This is a genomic window from Corynebacterium testudinoris, assembly GCF_001021045.1.
Classification (GTDB): domain Bacteria; phylum Actinomycetota; class Actinomycetes; order Mycobacteriales; family Mycobacteriaceae; genus Corynebacterium; species Corynebacterium testudinoris.
Window position 1 is genome coordinate 320,504 of the sequence record NZ_CP011545.1, and the last position, 15,343, is coordinate 335,846.

The following is a 15,343-nucleotide window of genomic DNA, read 5'->3' on the forward strand; positions in this document are numbered from 1 at the left end:
CAGTCGCCCGTGTCATCCCCGTAGCGTGAAAGAGTCCACGACCTGCATCGTTTCCTTGTCATAGACCGGAATGTGTACAGATCATCCTTGCGTGCATGTTCACATCTCCTTGTCATTTGATTACGTACTCAAGAAACTCCGGCGGCCTCAGCTCATCTTCACGCCAAAACTCTAGGTGGAGCTGACATGGCAACGACTGCCACGAACGGCCCGACGTCGGAAATTCCGTCACCCCGACCGACTCTGGATGGGTACCGACAATCCCATCCCGAAGCTGTGTTTTGTCAAAGACAACCGAGCCTCGGACCCGCCACACACCAGTTGGCAGCCGCCAGTCCCTGATTTTCGGCTCGTACGTGATGTCGAAGTACCCCATCTCCACTGTCACCTCAGCCCCGGTGCCCTCGAGATACTCCACCGACACCTCAGCCCAGTTCAGATGCTCCTGTGGCTGCAGTGGTGGTGGCGGTGCATCCAGGATTGACAACGTCAAACCTGCCGCTTCATCAGTGGTCGGAGTGGCAACCCTGATGATGCTGACGCCCGCCTCCAGGAGGGGGATGGAGCGAGGGGGGAGAATTGGCGCACCGTTAGCGTCTGTTTCATACAGCGAATCAGGCCCCCACTCTGGTCCGTCATACTCCAGTGTGTCCCAGTTCGTGGGATAGTTCATGATGTCAAACCTCATTGCATCTACCAACTGAATGGGCCCACTTGTTACTGATGCCATCAGGGAATCACCTCCACGACATAGTTATCACCGGACTGGATCTGATTGTTGCGATAAAAACCACTCATGGTTGCCGGTCCTGAACCCTGGAAAGTTGACACGGGGTTCAGACCCTCCCTTGCACGCATGTTCCATCTCCTTGTCATTTGACCACGTACTCAAGAAACTCCGGCGGGCGCAACTCATCTTCACGCCAAAACTCCAGATGGAGCTGACATGGCAACGACTGCCACGAACGGCCCGACGTCGGAAAATCCGTCACCCAGACCGACTCCGGATGGGTACCGGCAATCCCATCTCGAAGCTGTGTCTCGTCAAAGACAACCGACCCTCGGACCCGCCACACACCAGTTGGCAGCCGCCAGTTCCTGACTTTCGGCTCGTACGTGATGTCGAAGTACCTCATGTCCACTGTCACCTCAGCACCGGTGCCCTCGAGATACTCCACCGACACCTCAGCCCAGTTCAGATGCTCCTGTGGCTGCAGTGTTGGTGGCGGTGCATCCAGGATCGACAACGTCAGACCTGCCGCTTCATCAGTGGTCGGGAGGACAACCCTGACGATGCTGACGCCCGCCTCCAGAAGAGGGAGAGACCTAGGTGCAATAATTGGGAAACCCTCCCCATCCTTTTCGTACAGCGAATCAGGCCCCCACTCCGGGCCGTCATACTCCAACGTGTCCCAGTTCGTTGGATAGTTCATGATGTCAAAACCCATTCCATCGACCAACTGAATGGGCCCACTTGTTACTGATGCCATCAGGGAATCACCTCCACGACATAGTTATCACCGGACTGGACCTGATTGTTGCGATAAAAAGCACTCATCTTTAGCCCTTGTTGGTCATTCTCCTTTTGCGGAACCCACATGGTGTGGGCGCCTGCGCCGCCTTCTATAGAGGAAGCGAACGGATACTCATCGCACGAGGGCCGATCCATGTCGGCGGGCTTCGGCTGCTCTGCCTCCAACTGCCTACGCGCCGCACCTCGACACACCGCATCCCGGTTCGCTGTGATCTCACCACCAGTGACCCGCGTGAGCATGCTGGGTGCTCCGGACGCCAGCGCGGAACTGATGTTGTGTGCAATGAACGGATACTCGGCACGTGAATATGTCAAGGTCGGAGCAATCTTCGGATTCACACAGTTTAGTCTTGCGTTAGTCCATGCCCTACTGCACCGGAGGTTGGCAACGCCTCCAATTAGCTGCGGCTCCCCTCCCGGGCTGGACCGGACCCTCAAAGACACACTGGTACCTGCAGCCCCACCGCAGCCCGGGGCACCACCAGGAAATTTTGCCCCAAAGGCGCGTGCTCGTTAACCGCGTTTTCGAGGGAGACGCTGGTTGTACTGTCCTGGCCTAACTGTGAATAACTGTTTGCGTAAGGCGTATAGGTGTAGGACTCCGTTGCCGGTGGTGGAGTGCCTGTCTCCTTTAGGGGAAGGGCGTAACTTTGTGCCAATTTCCGGCTGTTTGTACTGTTCATCCCGTATTCATAGCGAATCAGTGCGGTCTGGGTGCCGGCGACACGTTCACACGCCGGCAGCCGGGTTGTCTGACAGTAATCAGTAATGAACCTGAAATAGTCACACGTTCTGAACCGGCTGTAAATGCATGCGTACGGATCCTGAAGGATGTCGCCAGAGTGAGAGTGAACACCCCAAGACTCTCCAGGGGTAGCTGGGCGGAGCCGCACGACGTACACAGGTTCGGCCAACTCGCCTCCTACGACTTCAGGGTCAGTGGCCTCATGAGGGTCTTCATCGGTGGTCGGGGCGATCAGTTCCTCGCTCTGGGCAATCCCGCGGTCGTCGTCGAGAAACTCCGGCGGGTCTTCCTGCGTTGCCTGCTTGGCTGGGCCTGAGCTGGAGAAATCGGCACTTCGGGCGTGAGTGGGGGTCCCGACAGGAACCACCACTGCTATAGCTGTGGCCACTGCCAGCGTGGCCACCCGGCTTCGGAAGCTCATAATGCACCCCTGGTTAGTTTGCTTAGTTGTGACTAACAATCGACGGCAATTCGAACGTATCATGTCTGCGGGATTGTGGAGTGATGTGGATCATAAATAGCCATCAATCCCCGTCACCACATTCCCGCAGCGTGACCCATCTGGCCTGGATCTCTTCTGGCAGCCAACGCAACGGCCCCAAAACTCTTACGCCACTCAACGTCGCGGCTGCCGGCCACGCCGGAGCGTAACTCCCCGAGAAAACTCGTGCGCTGTATCTCTTCCACCAGCGCTACGGCCCCAAAAGTGGCATATTAGGGGACATGAGTAACGGAAAGCTGATTCTCCTACGCCACGGCCAGAGCCAGTGGAACGAGTCCAACCAATTCACCGGCTGGGTCGATGTCGACCTGACCACCAAGGGAGAGGATGAAGCCAAGCGCGGCGGCGAGCTCCTCAAGGAAGCGGGCCTGCTGCCGGACGTGCTGTACACCTCGCTGTTGCGTCGTGCGATCCGCACGGCGAACATCGCCCTCGATCACGCTGATCGCCACTGGATTCCCGTCGTCCGCGACTGGCGTCTCAACGAGCGCCATTATGGCGCCCTGCAGGGCCTGAACAAGGCCGAGACCAAGGACAAGTACGGCGAGGAGCAGTTCATGTCCTGGCGCCGTTCCTACGACACTCCGCCGCCGGAGCTGGCCGATGACTCTGAGTACTCGCAGTCCCAGGACGTGCGCTACGCAGACCTGCCGGCCGTGCCGCGCACCGAGTGCCTCAAGGACGTCGTCGATCGTTTCATCCCGTACTACACCGAGGAGATCCTCCCGCGGGTGAAGGCGGGCGAGACCGTCCTCATCGCCGCCCACGGCAACTCGCTGCGCGCGCTGGTCAAGCACCTGGACAACATCTCCGACGAGGACATCGCGGCGCTGAATATCCCCACCGGTATTCCGCTGGTCTACGAACTCTCCGCCGATGGCACGGTCCTCAACCCCGGTGGTACCTACCTTGATCCCGAGGCCGCTGCGGCCGGTGCTGCAGCAGTTGCGGCACAGGGTGGTAAGTAGCCACTAGCGCGTGTCCGCTGTTCTCGCATTCCTGTTGGGCGTCGCCGTCACCGGCGTCGCCCTTCCGGTCTTGATCTGGGGTCGCAAGCGCCTGCAGCGCTATCGTTCTTCGGCGACGCTCGAGGACAATCAGGTCACCACCGTCAGTCAGGTTCTTCACCTGGCTATTCAGGGTTCGCCGACGGGTCTGGCGGTCCTCGACCGCGGGGGAGAGGTTATCCTTTCCAATGCCCGCGCGCACGAGATGAATCTCGTCCATGATCGCACCGTCAACGCCACCGTGTGGCGGGTCGCGGAGGAGGTTTACTCCGACAAGGAGCCCCGCAACCTCGACATTTCCGTGCCGAAGCGGCGCACCGGCAACCGGGTATCCTCCGTCCGGGCGCTCATCAAGCCCCTCACGCTTGTCGACGATCGCTTCGTTATCGTCTACGGCAGCGACGAGAGCGAAAACGTGCGGATGGAATCCGCCCGCCGCGACTTCGTCGCGAACGTCTCCCACGAGCTGAAAACCCCCGTCGGAGGCATGGCTTTGCTGGCCGAGGCCCTCATGGAGGCCGTCGACGACCAAGAGCAGGTGGAGTATTTCGGTACCCGCTTGCACCGCGAGGCCCACCGCATGGCGGACATGATCAATGAGCTGATTTCCCTGTCCAAGCTGCAGGGGGCCGAGGCCCTGCCGGAGATGGAGCCGGTCCTCATCGACGATGTCGTCGCGGAGGCCTTCGCCCGCAACCAGGTCGCCGCGGATACCGCGGACATCACGTTGACTAAGGGCGCAGACTCCGGCGTCCTTGTGCTCGGCGACAAGTCCCTGCTGGTCACCGCCGTGTCTAATCTCATTTCTAACGCTATTAACTACTCACCGCATTCGGTTCCGGTGTCCGTGTCTCAAAAGGTCACCAGCGATGATGTCGTGCTCATCCGGGTCACCGACCGAGGAATCGGCATGTCCCCGGAAGATCAAAAGCGCGTGTTTGAACGTTTCTTCCGGGTGGATAAGGCGCGTTCACGTTCCACCGGGGGGACGGGGCTGGGTTTGGCCATCGTCAAGCACGTCGTCGCTAACCACAGCGGTAACATCAAACTATGGTCCCGGCCCGGTACCGGCTCCACCTTCACCCTCGAACTGCCGATCTACCACCCTGATGCTTCCCCGGACGTGCCGGCCGAAGTCGGGGAAGAAGAGAATCCGGCGGCCAACGGCCCGCTTCGCCAGGCGGTGTCGCGGGTGGCCACACGTCGAAAGGACAAAGCAACATGACGACGACCATTCTCATTGTCGAAGATGAGGAATCGCTCGCCGATCCCTTGGCTTTTCTCCTGCGCAAGGAGGGATTCGACGTCATCACCGCTGGTGATGGTCCGACGGCTTTGGTGGAGTTCGACAAAAACGACATCGACATCGTTCTCCTCGACCTTATGCTTCCCGGCATGTCAGGAACCGACGTATGCAAGCAGCTGCGCACGTCGTCGTCTGTGCCGGTCATCATGGTCACGGCGCGGGACTCCGAGATCGACAAGGTTGTCGGGCTGGAACTCGGCGCCGACGACTACGTGACCAAGCCTTATTCTTCCCGCGAGCTCATCGCCCGGATCCGCGCCGTGCTGCGCCGCGGTACGGACACAGACAATGGCGGCTTCGACGAGCTCGAGGAGCGGATCCTCGAAGGCGGGCGCGTCCGCATGGATGTTCAACGCCACACCGTTACCGTCGCTGGCGAGCCGGTCCCCATGCCGCTCAAGGAGTTCGACCTGCTCGAATACCTGCTGCGCAACGCGGGCCGGGTGCTCACCCGTGGGCAGCTCATCGATCGGATCTGGGGGGCCGATTACGTCGGTGACACCAAGACGCTCGACGTCCATGTCAAACGCCTGCGCTCCAAGATCGAAGAGGAGCCCTCCCGCCCCCAGCACCTGGTCACTGTCCGTGGCCTGGGGTACAAGTTCGAGGCCTAGCGTTCGATTGCTTCCAGCGGTGGTGTGCGGGAGGCTTTGATGGCGGGGATGAGGGCGGCGATGACGCCGACCATCACCGACGCCGCCACCATGATCATGATCTGCACCCACGGGATTTCGGGATTCGCCATTCCCTTGGTGCCCAGAACTCGGACCGCTGACCATCCGGCTGCGGTGCCGAGGACGATGCCCACGGCAGCACCGTGGATCGAGATGATGAGGGATTCGATCTGAATGATCTGCCTCAGCTGGTGACGCTGCAGACCCACCGCCCGCAGCATGCCGAGCTCGCGGGTGCGTTCTGCCACCGATAGCAGCAGCGTGTTGATGATTCCTAGGGTGGCGATGACCACCGCCAGCGCTAGCAGCGCGTAGATGATCAGCAGGAGCTGGTTGATTTGGGTTCCCAGCGTGTTGCCGTACTCGTCTTTGGACTTGACCTGGACCACCAACAGGGACGAGGTGGAGGCCATCAGGTTGTTTAGCAACTGGGAATCAGATACGGATTTGTCACTGGCGACGAAGATCGCCTGACGGTGAACGACGGATGGCAGGTTATCCATCACCCTCAGTGCGGCCGGCAGGCTGACCGCGATATGGCCCAAGGTGGAGTAGTCGGTGTAGACGGCGGTGATCGGAACGTAAATCTGGGTGGACGTGTCCCCTTGGTAGGAATTCAGTTTGATGTAGTTTCCGACCCCCTTTTTGGATTGGGAAGCATATTCCGCGGAGATGGCCACGCCCTTGAGATCGGGGTCCATCGAGCCCTCGACAACGCCGAGTTGAATGTACTGGGAGAAGTCATCGTCGACGATGGTGGTGGTGAGGTTGTCCCAGGTGTCGGCGCGCAGTGGGGCGGACATGAGGGTGGCGGCTTGAGCGACTCCGCGGGTGGCCATCACCCTCGACATGGTTTGCTCCGGTAGCCCCAGGCTCGAACTGCCCGCCTGGGTGGAGAAGTTGTTTCCGCCGAGGCTGTCGAGGACCACTGGCACCGTGACATTGGATTCGAGCATTCCGAATACGCTTGCTCGCGTCGTCGCGCCGATGGTGCCCACGCAGGCGACGAGCCCGACTCCTAGTGCCAGCGCCAGAGCTGAGGACGCGGAGCGTCGAGGATTGCGCACGGCATTGCGTCGCGCCAAGGTGCCGATGGCCCCCAAGGGCGCGGTCAACGCGCGTCCGAGAGTTTGGCCGGCGGCTACCACGAGGGTGGGGCCCATGAGCGCCAGGGCGAGGAACACCAAGACGATACCGATGCCGGTGAGGACCAGTCGTTGTTCCACCTCCGTGGCAACTCCGTTGATGGAATTGACCATGGCGGAGGCTGCCACCACCACGCAGCCGAGGGCCATGAGGACCCCGGCGAGGATGAGGCGAAGGCGCGGTGCTGGGGAACGGCGGGCGTCGGAAAGGTCGAAGGCCTGGACGGGAGGCAGCATCCCGGCCCGGCGTGCGGGGGCCAGCGCCGAGGCCATCGTGATGATGACGCCGAAGGCGAGGGGCAGCGCGATCGCCTCGTTCGTCCAAATGAAGTCAATCGAGGCGAGCTCCCCGCCGACATAATTGAAGGCGGCCAAGATGCCGGCAACGATGGCGAAGGCTGCCGCGATCCCCACCAATGATCCGATGAGCCCGACGAGGAAGGCCTCGGTGAGAACGGAGAAGGCCACTTGGGCGGTGGATACGCCGATGGAACGCAGGAGGGCGAACTCGCGCGTGCGCTGACCGACCACCATCGCGAAGGTGTTGGTGATGTTGAACGCTCCGACGAGCAGAGCCACGGCGCCGAAGATGACAAGTACGTAGCGGACGAACTCCATCTGCTGCAGGACGGGGCCGCTGATGTTTTCCACGATTTGTTCCGGCAGTAGGGGAGTGAGGTCTCGCCAGGTCAGCCCGATACGGTTGCGCACGACCATGGGATCAACGCCCGGCTGGGTCGCAATGACCATCTGTGATGCGTGATCGAATTCGGTGAACAGCTGCAGGTAGCGGTCAGCTTGGAACATGACGCTGATCCATCCGGCGGTGTCGCGGGAGGATTCGAACACCCCGGATACTCTGACGTGCAGGTGGTCGGTGGGAGTGATCACTTGGAGGCGATCTCCGACGCGGATGTGTGCGCGTTCGGCGGCGGAGGAATTGAGCAGGACCTCGTTGTCCGTGCGGGGTAGCTGACCGGCGATGAGTTGGGGGCTGGGGCCGACGACCTCTTCTGTGGGGTAGACGGCCGCGGGGTGGGCACCCGAGGAACCCGCCTGCAAGGGGGTGCCGTTGGGTGGAATGACGATGATTCCGGAATTGCCCGCGGCGCGGATGCCTCCGGGTGGGCCGGGCCCATCGCCCACGACGTTCACGGCTCGCACCTCGGGCCAGGACTCGATCTCAGAGATGACGTGGAAGGGCACGCCGTCCGGAGAGGTGGAACTGCCGACTAGTCCGATGTCCACCCCGTCGACACCGGCGTCGACAATCGCATCAAAGGAACGCTCCATAGCGTTGGTGAGCAGGAGTGATCCTGAGATGAAGGCCGTGCCCAGCACCACGGAGATGAAGGTCAGCACCATGCGCCCCCGGTAGGTGACAGCTGATCGCCACGAAACTTTCAGCATCGTGGCATGAGAGTGCCTCATCACGCCTCACTACTGGGATGAGGGGCGGAGGCGAACCCGGCATCGGCGCGGCGTTGGCAATGCTGTGCCAACAGGTCATAAGACGGTCGGCCCATGAGAGCCACCAACTCTTGCTCGTAGGACTGCCACATCGGCACCGGGCTGGTGTGGCATGAGGCGTCCTCGGTGCAGTACCAATCGAAGTCCTCGCCGCCGCTTCCCCACGTCCGACGGTGGTATTCACCGATGACGGTGCGCAACACCTCGACGCCGTCGGTGCGATCCTCGTAGGCTTCATCCCGGTGCAGGGGAACCTGCCAACAGACTTCTGGCTTTTCGACGGTCAGGTCACGCCCCTCCGCCATCGCCCACTGGTGGATGGCGCATCCAGCGCCAGTCGGCCACCCTTGACGGTTGGCAAACAAGCATGCCCCGTCTACCACCTTGGTTTTGAGGGCCGGTTCGGGCTCACCGTTGTCATCATCGAGCTCATCCCACACCAACCACGGCTCCAGCTGCACGGGGTCAGCCTCAGCGAGGAAGGTATCCACCCCGGCGGGACGATTCTGCCAATAGTGAGCCGGCATCTCCGCGACAGCGTTGTACAGCTGGTCCCGGTCCGTTTCATCGGCGAGGTAGGCGCCGTGGACGCAGCAGCCCACATCCGGTTGGGAGGCATCGATCCCGGGGCAGAGCTCGGTGCCGAACTGGCATGCCCAGCGAGACTCCAGCCACGTCAGATCGATCTGAAAGATGTGGTGGGGGTCGTCGGGGTTGTAAAACTCAAACCATTCGCGAGGGAAATCGGGCGCCACTTCGCGGCCGCTTAAGATTTGGCGGCCGGCGGGAGAGGCTTCAGGAAATCCCAGAAAAACCTGGGTCGGGCGCAGGCGGTTCACACTTGAACACGCTATACCGTCTACCCTGATAGTTGTGCGACTAGGTGTATTGGATGTGGGCAGCAACACTGTCCACCTCGTGGCAGTGGATGCCCGCAATGGCGGTCACCCTACCCCCATGAGTGACTGGAAGACGACGCTACGGCTCGTGGAGCTCATCGACAGCGATGGGGCCATCGATGACAAAGGCCTACGCAAACTGACCAAAGCGGTCGGTGAGGCGGCGGATCTGGCGAGCACCCTCGGGTGCAAAGAGATCATGCCTTTTGCGACGTCGGCGGTGCGTTCCGCGTCCAACTCCGACGAGGTGCTCGACCACGTGGAGAAGGAAACCGGCGTCCGGCTGGAGGTTTTATCCGGCGAGGACGAGGCGCGTTTAACCTTCCTGGCGGTGCGCCGCTGGTACGGGTGGTCGGCCGGTCGCATCACCAACCTCGACATCGGCGGCGGTTCTCTCGAGCTGTCCACCGGCTCTGATGAGACCCCTGATGTGGCCATTTCCCTGGACTTGGGTGCGGGGCGATTGACTCACCAGTGGTTTGATACGGATCCGCCGGAGCGCAAGAGGATCAACCTCCTGCGCGATTACATTGATGCCGAGCTGGTTGATCCCGCCCGGCAGATTCGCGTCTACGGCACTGCCGGCGTCGCGGTGGGTACTTCCAAGACCTTCCGCACGTTGGCCCGCCTCACGGGTGCGGCCCCCAGTGCGGAGGGACCTTACGTCAAGCGCACTCTCACGGCACCTGGTTTACGCCAGCTCATCGCCTTCATTTCCCGCATGACCGCCGCTGATCGCGCCGAGTTGGAAGGCATCAGCTCGGACCGATCGCACCAGATTGTCGCGGGTGCGCTGGTCGCGGAGGCCAGCATGCGTGCCCTCGGGCTGGAGAAGATTGAGATCTGTCCGTGGGCTCTGCGGGAAGGCGTTATCTTACGTCGAATAGATAAGGGACTCACCCAGGAAGACCTGGGATCTTCGGCTGACCAGGATAGGATGTGACCATGAGCGACAAACAACTGACCGTCGCCGAGCTGCTTGCGCGCGCGGCCAATGAGGGTCCCACGACCGATGTACCACGTCGTCGTCGGCGCCGGAGCCTCGAAGATGGTGGCATTTCGGTCGCTGAACTGACCGGTTCTATCCCCGCGGTCAAGGAGAAGCCGGCCGAGTCCAAGCACTCGTCCGTGCCGATCGATCCGCCAGAGGCTGAGCCAACACCTGAGCCGGATGTTGTCGTCACCGAAGAGGTCGTGGTGGAGGAACCGCAGGTTCCGACCCCGGCGACCGATCAGACTGTCATCTTCCAGAAGATTGATGCGGACGATGAGGACGCGGACGTCGATAAGCAGGAAGAAGAAGAGGCCGCCACCGGCGAGATTCCGGCGCTTGAGGCCCCGGAACCTGAGGCCGAGCTGGAGATCGTAGAGGAAGCCGAGGTCGAGGAGAAGACCTCCCTGACCGGAATCATCCTCATGACGATCATTGGTGTCGTGCTCGGCGTCGTCGTGTTCAAGGGCTTTGAGCTGCTGTGGGAGAACCTCAGCCGCCCGATCGTTGCCGCCCTGGCCGTCGTCGTGACCGGCGTCATGGTGGGCGTGGTCAAGGCCCTGCGGACGTCGAACGATGGGCTGTCGATGTTCCTGGCGGCCGTGGTGGGTCTCGTGATGACCTTCGGCCCGCTGCTCGTCGTCATGTTGTAAGTTCCACGCAAAAACTGCTCCTCCAGTGACCTGGGGGAGCAGTTTTTTGCGTTCTACGAGGTGGCCGGTGGGGTGCCGGGCATCGCCGGGCGCTGACCGCCATTGCGCATCATGCCGCCGCCCATGCCGCCGGGACCTCCACCTGTTACGCCTTGACCAGCGGTGACAGCCGTGTCTGTGCTGTTGACGGTGACGGTGTACTGCTCACCATTGGTGATCGCGGCGCTGGAGTATTGGACCAATCCGAAGTCCTTCACCGCGGTGAAGGAGGCGATGGTGGCGCCGGAGGAGTCCTTGACGGTGATGAGATCTCCGGCCTGGCCGCTCGCGGTGGCAGCGATCCAGCCCTGTCCGTCGGTGGAGGTGGGGTTGACGGGCATGCCGTTGGAGCCGACTGCGATGAGCTCGCCACCCGTGAGGGTGAATTCGCCGTCCGTATCCAGCGAGCCGTTTCCATCGTCCGTGGGGCCCCACACGGTGGTCGTGCCGCCGCTGATGTGGAGGTCGCCGTTGGAATCGAGACCATCGCCACCGGCATTGACGGTGAGGTCACCGCCCGTGATGGTCACCTGTTCCCCGGTGCTACCCATGGGCTGCCGATTGTTCTGGGTGGTGGACGTGGACTCCTCCGAGGTGGCGGCAAGCCCCGCCTCCGCGGTGGTGGAGCCGGACCCGTTGATGCCATCGTCGTCAGACGTGACATTGATGGCGCCGGCGGAAATGGTGACCAGCCCGCCTTCGATGCCCTCGTTGGACTCGGTGATGGTGAGGTTGCTGCCGTCGAGGACGGCGGCGACCTCGGCGTGGACGCCATCGTCGCCAGTCTTCGCTGTGATCTCGCCGCCGCTCAGGCGCACGGCACCCTTCGAATGGACAGCGTCATCGCCGGTATCGATGGTGGTGGTGCCACCTTCGACGATGACATAGGTGCCCGCCTTCAACCCCTTGGCGGAGGTGTCGGTCTTGCCTGCCGACGCCCCGCCACCCGCCGTCAGCGTGAGGTCACCGCCGCTGACAATGAGGTCAGTGGAGGCGTCGATGGCGTCACCCTGAGACGTCACCGTGAGGCTGCCGCCCTGGATCTCGACGTAGCCCTTGGTGGCATCGTCGTCCTTGTCGGACTTGAGGCCATCACCACCCGATTCGACGGCGAGGGTGCCACCCTTGATCACCAGCGCATCGTTGCCCTGGATGCCATCATCGCTGGCGTTGACCACGTAGGTACCGGAGAGGACGACGAGGTCATCCTTGGCGGTAATGCCGTCTGCACCCTCCTCGCTGGCAGTGACGTTGAGGGTGCCGGGGCCAGACAGCGTGAGGTCGGCGGCGATATCAATGGAGCCGTTGACGGTGTTCGTCCCGGTGGAGTCGATGGCCACATCATCGGCCTGGCTCGCGGTGATGCCCTGAGCGATCGTGGTGTCGTTGAGAAGGAGGACGACCTGGGCATCGGGGGCATCAATAGTCACTGAGTCATAGGCGCCGGTGAGCTGGTACACGCCACCGGCGGTGATGCGGACATCACTACCCGTGACGTCCTGGGCGTCATCAGCGTTCCACTCGTCGTAGGTGGAGGCGTCGTGGTTCTCGGACAGGGCCTGCGTCGCCGTCGGGGGATTGACGGTGCTGAAGGAACTGGCGGCCGTCGCCGCGCTGGTGGCGGTTGCGCCGGTGGTGCTGCTTCCTCCCGTGCCGGTGGAGCAGGCGGCGAGCGAGAGGCTCAGGCCTAAGACGGCAGCGGTGAGGACGGGTTTGACGGTGTTCATGGAAGATTCTGCTTTCTAGAAGTATTTAGGAAAAGAACTCGTTAAGAACGCGGTTCCACCGATTCCGGGGAAGGTGATGATGAAGTGCGGACATTCCCGTGCCGAACTTGGATATCTTCGCGGGACGGTGCCCGGAGGCCCACAGCAATCGATCGACCTCGGAGGGGCGGGAACCCGACTTGGTTTCAACGACGACCATGTCGGGGCGTTCGAGGTAGCTGTCGTGGGACGCCCAATCCAGGTCCGTATCCACGGTCGCGCGACCCGACCCATCCGCCATGAGCAAGGTGGTGCGGTGGTAGCTGCCCCACATCACCGGCGCGAGCTGGGCTCCGGTGCCGGGCGGCTGGCCGGCAGCCCGCAAGCGCTCTTCGAGCCAGTTGGACGTTCCCTCGCTGAGACGGGCGTGCATCGCGTCGTCATAGTCGTAGGGAATGCGCTCCTTGACGGTGATCCCGCGGGCACCCACTGCCTTGACCTCGAGAAAAGAAGTTCGGGAGGCGAGATAGGTGCGGGTGCGGATCTTGAACTTGCGACGCCGCGGGTGGGCGGCCACGTAGAAGCTGCGCAGGTCCGGGGTGTCGAAGTAGGTGGAGCGATAGGGCTGGGGGACGCGGGCGTCGATACGCAATACCCTCGTGTGAGGATCGAGACCGCCGAGGGCGGTGTCGAGATCGCGCCGATGGAGGACGTATTTGCGATCAACCCGGGTGAGCATCTCGGCCTCCGCCACCAACTCATCAAGGGAGATGGGTGCGAGGTCGGCGTAGAAACTAGGCATCGATGGCCTCCCGCAGCGGGTTTTCCACCGGCGCCGGAGCTGGCTCAGTGTGCCCGGCCGGGCGGGGCTGCAGACCAACCTCGACGAGGGTGAGGTCGTTGACCAGGTCCAGCTTGAGCACACTCAACGTCAATACCTGCTGGCCGATGAGGTTTTCCACCTCAGCGCGGAGCTCTGGCTCATGCGCAATGGCCCGATCGAGCTGGATCTGTTGCCGCTGCACGCCACGCTTGGACACCAGGGAGGTATCCGCGAGGGCGATGACGGCGATGATCAACCCGATCATCGTCGTGCTCAGCATGGACACCGTGGCCAAACCGGAGATCAAACCAATGGCGAGGGAAGCGAAATAATAAGCGACCTCACGCTGGCTGATCTCGGAGGAGCGCAGCCGGATGATCGACAGCACACCGAACAGTCCGAGGCCCAGGCCCGCGCCCACCGAGGACGTGGCCAAGATTTGGGAGACCGCCAGGACGCCAATATTGACGCCTAAGAACGCGACCGCCAAGTCACTGCGGCGGTGGCGGGGAAAGTAAATAGCAAAGACAAGAATCAAGATGGCAGCCAGATCGACGAGGATCATCATCGCGGGGGAAGACATGGAATAGGGTTTCCTTTCAAAGAGAGTTCACGCGCTTTTGTAGTGATCGATGAGATTGAGTATGGAAACTCAAGTTGTAAAAAGGCTGGAATGCTCTGGGAGGGAGGGTGGCAGATTTCGCAAAGAAGAGCCGGGTTTCTGGAAGGTTCCTGTATGCGATGACGGGCGATGATGGGCCAAACTAACCGTTAACGAATATAGAGCTGAGAAACAATTAAGTTCCAAACCCTGGTTTCCCTTAGTGGTTTCCGGTCGCTCACTCCGGTCCAGCATGGGGACCTGGAGCTCGGTTGTGGCAGGGTGGAAGCCATGAGCAATCTCGCAGTCCTAGGCGGCGGCAAAATCGGCGAGGCCCTGATCTCCGGCCTCATCAATGCCGGGGCCGACCCGCAGTCCATCACGGTGACCAATCGACGTCCGCAGCGAGGCGCGGAACTCCGCGACACGTACGGAGTGCGCGATCTCACCGACAACCGCCAAGCAGTCGAAGGCGCCTCCGTCGTCTTCCTCTGCGTCAAACCCAAAGGCATCACCGCACTCATCGGAGAAATCTCCGACTCGCTCGAAGACAACGATGACACCACCGTCCTCGTCTCCATGGCCGCGGGCATCCCGATTGCCGCCATGGAAGATGCCGCCGTCGCCGGTACCCCCATCGTCCGCGTTATGCCCAACACCCCCATGCTCGTCGGCCGTGGCATGAACGCCGTCGCCCCCGGCCGCTTCGTCACCGACGAGCAGCTGGCCGAGGTCACCCGCCTGCTGGGCACCGTCGGCGAGGTCGTCCCCGTGGCGGAATCCGACATGGACGCTGTCACGGCGGTAGCGGGCTCCTCGCCCGCCTACTTCTTCCTCGTTGCGGAAGCGCTTATCGACGCCGGGGTATCCCTCGGCCTCACCAGGGACGTCGCCGAAAAGCTCGTCACCACCACCGCCGCCGGGGCGGGAATCATGCTGGCAGAATCCGGCGTTGATCCCGCCACCCTGCGAGCCAACGTCTCCTCCCCGGCGGGCACCACCGTCGCTGCCCTTCGTGAGCTGGAGGAATCTGGAATCCGCGGGGCATTCTTCCGCGCCACCGAGGCGTGTGCCGAACGCTCCGCTGAGCTGGGAGCCCCGAAGAATGATCCCCAGTAGGGGGATGGCGAAGAAATTTCTGGCACTTAAGTCGCAACAGTCACACAATTCACGCTAAGCTTGTTCAAGCACGTGCGTGACCGAACTGCGGGAGGGGAAGCCTGCAGCGCGCCACCTGCTTGAAGGGTT

14 protein-coding genes are annotated in these 15,343 nt (G+C 62.0%); 6 read left to right on the top strand and 8 right to left on the bottom strand.

Annotation, left to right across the window (positions count from 1 at the left end; all coding sequences use genetic code 11):
• Positions 1–112: 112 nt before the first annotated feature.
• The 3 genes from CTEST_RS01535 to CTEST_RS13215 all read right to left on the bottom strand — a co-directional run bounded on the left by CTEST_RS01535 (position 113) and on the right by CTEST_RS13215 (position 1,873).
• On the bottom strand, positions 113–730 hold the full coding sequence (locus CTEST_RS01535) for a hypothetical protein (protein ID WP_047252237.1): 618 nt from the start codon (positions 728–730) through the stop codon (positions 113–115).
• A gap of 142 nt (positions 731–872) precedes the next feature.
• Entirely contained in the window at positions 873–1,490 is a 618-nt protein-coding gene (locus CTEST_RS01540) for a hypothetical protein (protein WP_047252238.1), read from the bottom strand.
• Positions 1,490–1,873, bottom strand: coding sequence for a NucA/NucB deoxyribonuclease domain-containing protein (locus CTEST_RS13215; RefSeq protein ID WP_158408141.1), 384 nt, complete (start codon positions 1,871–1,873; stop codon positions 1,490–1,492). The genes CTEST_RS01540 and CTEST_RS13215 overlap by 1 nt, the downstream gene beginning before the upstream one ends.
• A 1,129-nt stretch (positions 1,874–3,002) precedes the next feature.
• Between CTEST_RS13215 and CTEST_RS01555 the strand changes: the two genes are divergently transcribed.
• Genes CTEST_RS01555 through CTEST_RS01565 form a run of 3 tightly spaced genes read left to right on the top strand, consistent with a single transcriptional unit; the run spans position 3,003 to position 5,708 of the window.
• Complete coding sequence (locus CTEST_RS01555; RefSeq protein ID WP_047252241.1) at positions 3,003–3,749, top strand: phosphoglyceromutase; 747 nt, start codon at positions 3,003–3,005, stop codon at positions 3,747–3,749.
• A 10-nt stretch (positions 3,750–3,759) separates the two neighbouring features.
• Complete coding sequence (locus CTEST_RS01560) at positions 3,760–5,013, top strand: sensor histidine kinase (RefSeq protein WP_047252242.1); 1,254 nt, start codon at positions 3,760–3,762, stop codon at positions 5,011–5,013.
• A complete protein-coding gene (locus CTEST_RS01565) occupies positions 5,010–5,708 on the top strand; it encodes a response regulator transcription factor (protein WP_047252243.1) in 699 nt (232 codons plus the stop codon). The genes CTEST_RS01560 and CTEST_RS01565 overlap by 4 nt, the downstream gene beginning before the upstream one ends.
• Here CTEST_RS01565 and CTEST_RS01570 read toward each other — a convergent pair.
• The gene (locus tag CTEST_RS01570) at positions 5,705–8,323 is read right to left on the bottom strand and encodes an ABC transporter permease (protein WP_330217650.1); all 2,619 of its coding nucleotides are present in this window, start codon (positions 8,321–8,323) and stop codon (positions 5,705–5,707) included. The genes CTEST_RS01565 and CTEST_RS01570 overlap by 4 nt on opposite strands.
• A gap of 20 nt (positions 8,324–8,343) precedes the next feature.
• Positions 8,344–9,222 (bottom strand): hypothetical protein, encoded by an 879-nt coding sequence (locus CTEST_RS01575; protein WP_047252244.1) that lies wholly within the window; start codon positions 9,220–9,222, stop codon positions 8,344–8,346.
• Between the two features lie 34 nt (positions 9,223–9,256).
• Between CTEST_RS01575 and CTEST_RS01580 the strand changes: the two genes are divergently transcribed.
• On the top strand, positions 9,257–10,225 hold the full coding sequence (locus tag CTEST_RS01580; protein ID WP_047252245.1) for a Ppx/GppA phosphatase family protein: 969 nt from the start codon (positions 9,257–9,259) through the stop codon (positions 10,223–10,225).
• A 2-nt stretch (positions 10,226–10,227) separates the two neighbouring features.
• Positions 10,228–10,926, top strand: a complete 699-nt coding sequence (locus tag CTEST_RS01585; protein WP_047252246.1) for a hypothetical protein — start codon at positions 10,228–10,230, stop codon at positions 10,924–10,926.
• Positions 10,927–10,979: 53 nt separating this feature from the next.
• Here CTEST_RS01585 and CTEST_RS01590 read toward each other — a convergent pair whose 3' ends face one another.
• The 3 genes from CTEST_RS01590 to CTEST_RS01600 are packed head-to-tail and all read right to left on the bottom strand — an operon-like array spanning position 10,980 to position 14,077.
• Positions 10,980–12,692, bottom strand: a complete 1,713-nt coding sequence (locus CTEST_RS01590; RefSeq protein WP_047252247.1) for a carbohydrate-binding domain-containing protein — start codon at positions 12,690–12,692, stop codon at positions 10,980–10,982.
• Between the two features lie 25 nt (positions 12,693–12,717).
• Positions 12,718–13,473 carry a polyphosphate polymerase domain-containing protein gene (locus tag CTEST_RS01595; RefSeq protein WP_047252248.1) on the bottom strand — a complete coding sequence of 252 codons (756 nt, stop codon included), beginning with the start codon at positions 13,471–13,473 and terminating at the stop codon, positions 12,718–12,720.
• On the bottom strand, positions 13,466–14,077 hold the full coding sequence (locus CTEST_RS01600) for a DUF4956 domain-containing protein (protein WP_236686114.1): 612 nt from the start codon (positions 14,075–14,077) through the stop codon (positions 13,466–13,468). Before CTEST_RS01600 ends, CTEST_RS01595 begins: the two co-directional genes overlap by 8 nt.
• A gap of 309 nt (positions 14,078–14,386) precedes the next feature.
• On the opposite strand from CTEST_RS01600, the gene proC reads away from it, so the two are divergent.
• Positions 14,387–15,214, top strand: a complete 828-nt coding sequence (proC, locus tag CTEST_RS01605) for a pyrroline-5-carboxylate reductase (RefSeq protein WP_047252249.1) — start codon at positions 14,387–14,389, stop codon at positions 15,212–15,214.
• Positions 15,215–15,343 lie beyond the last annotated feature (129 nt).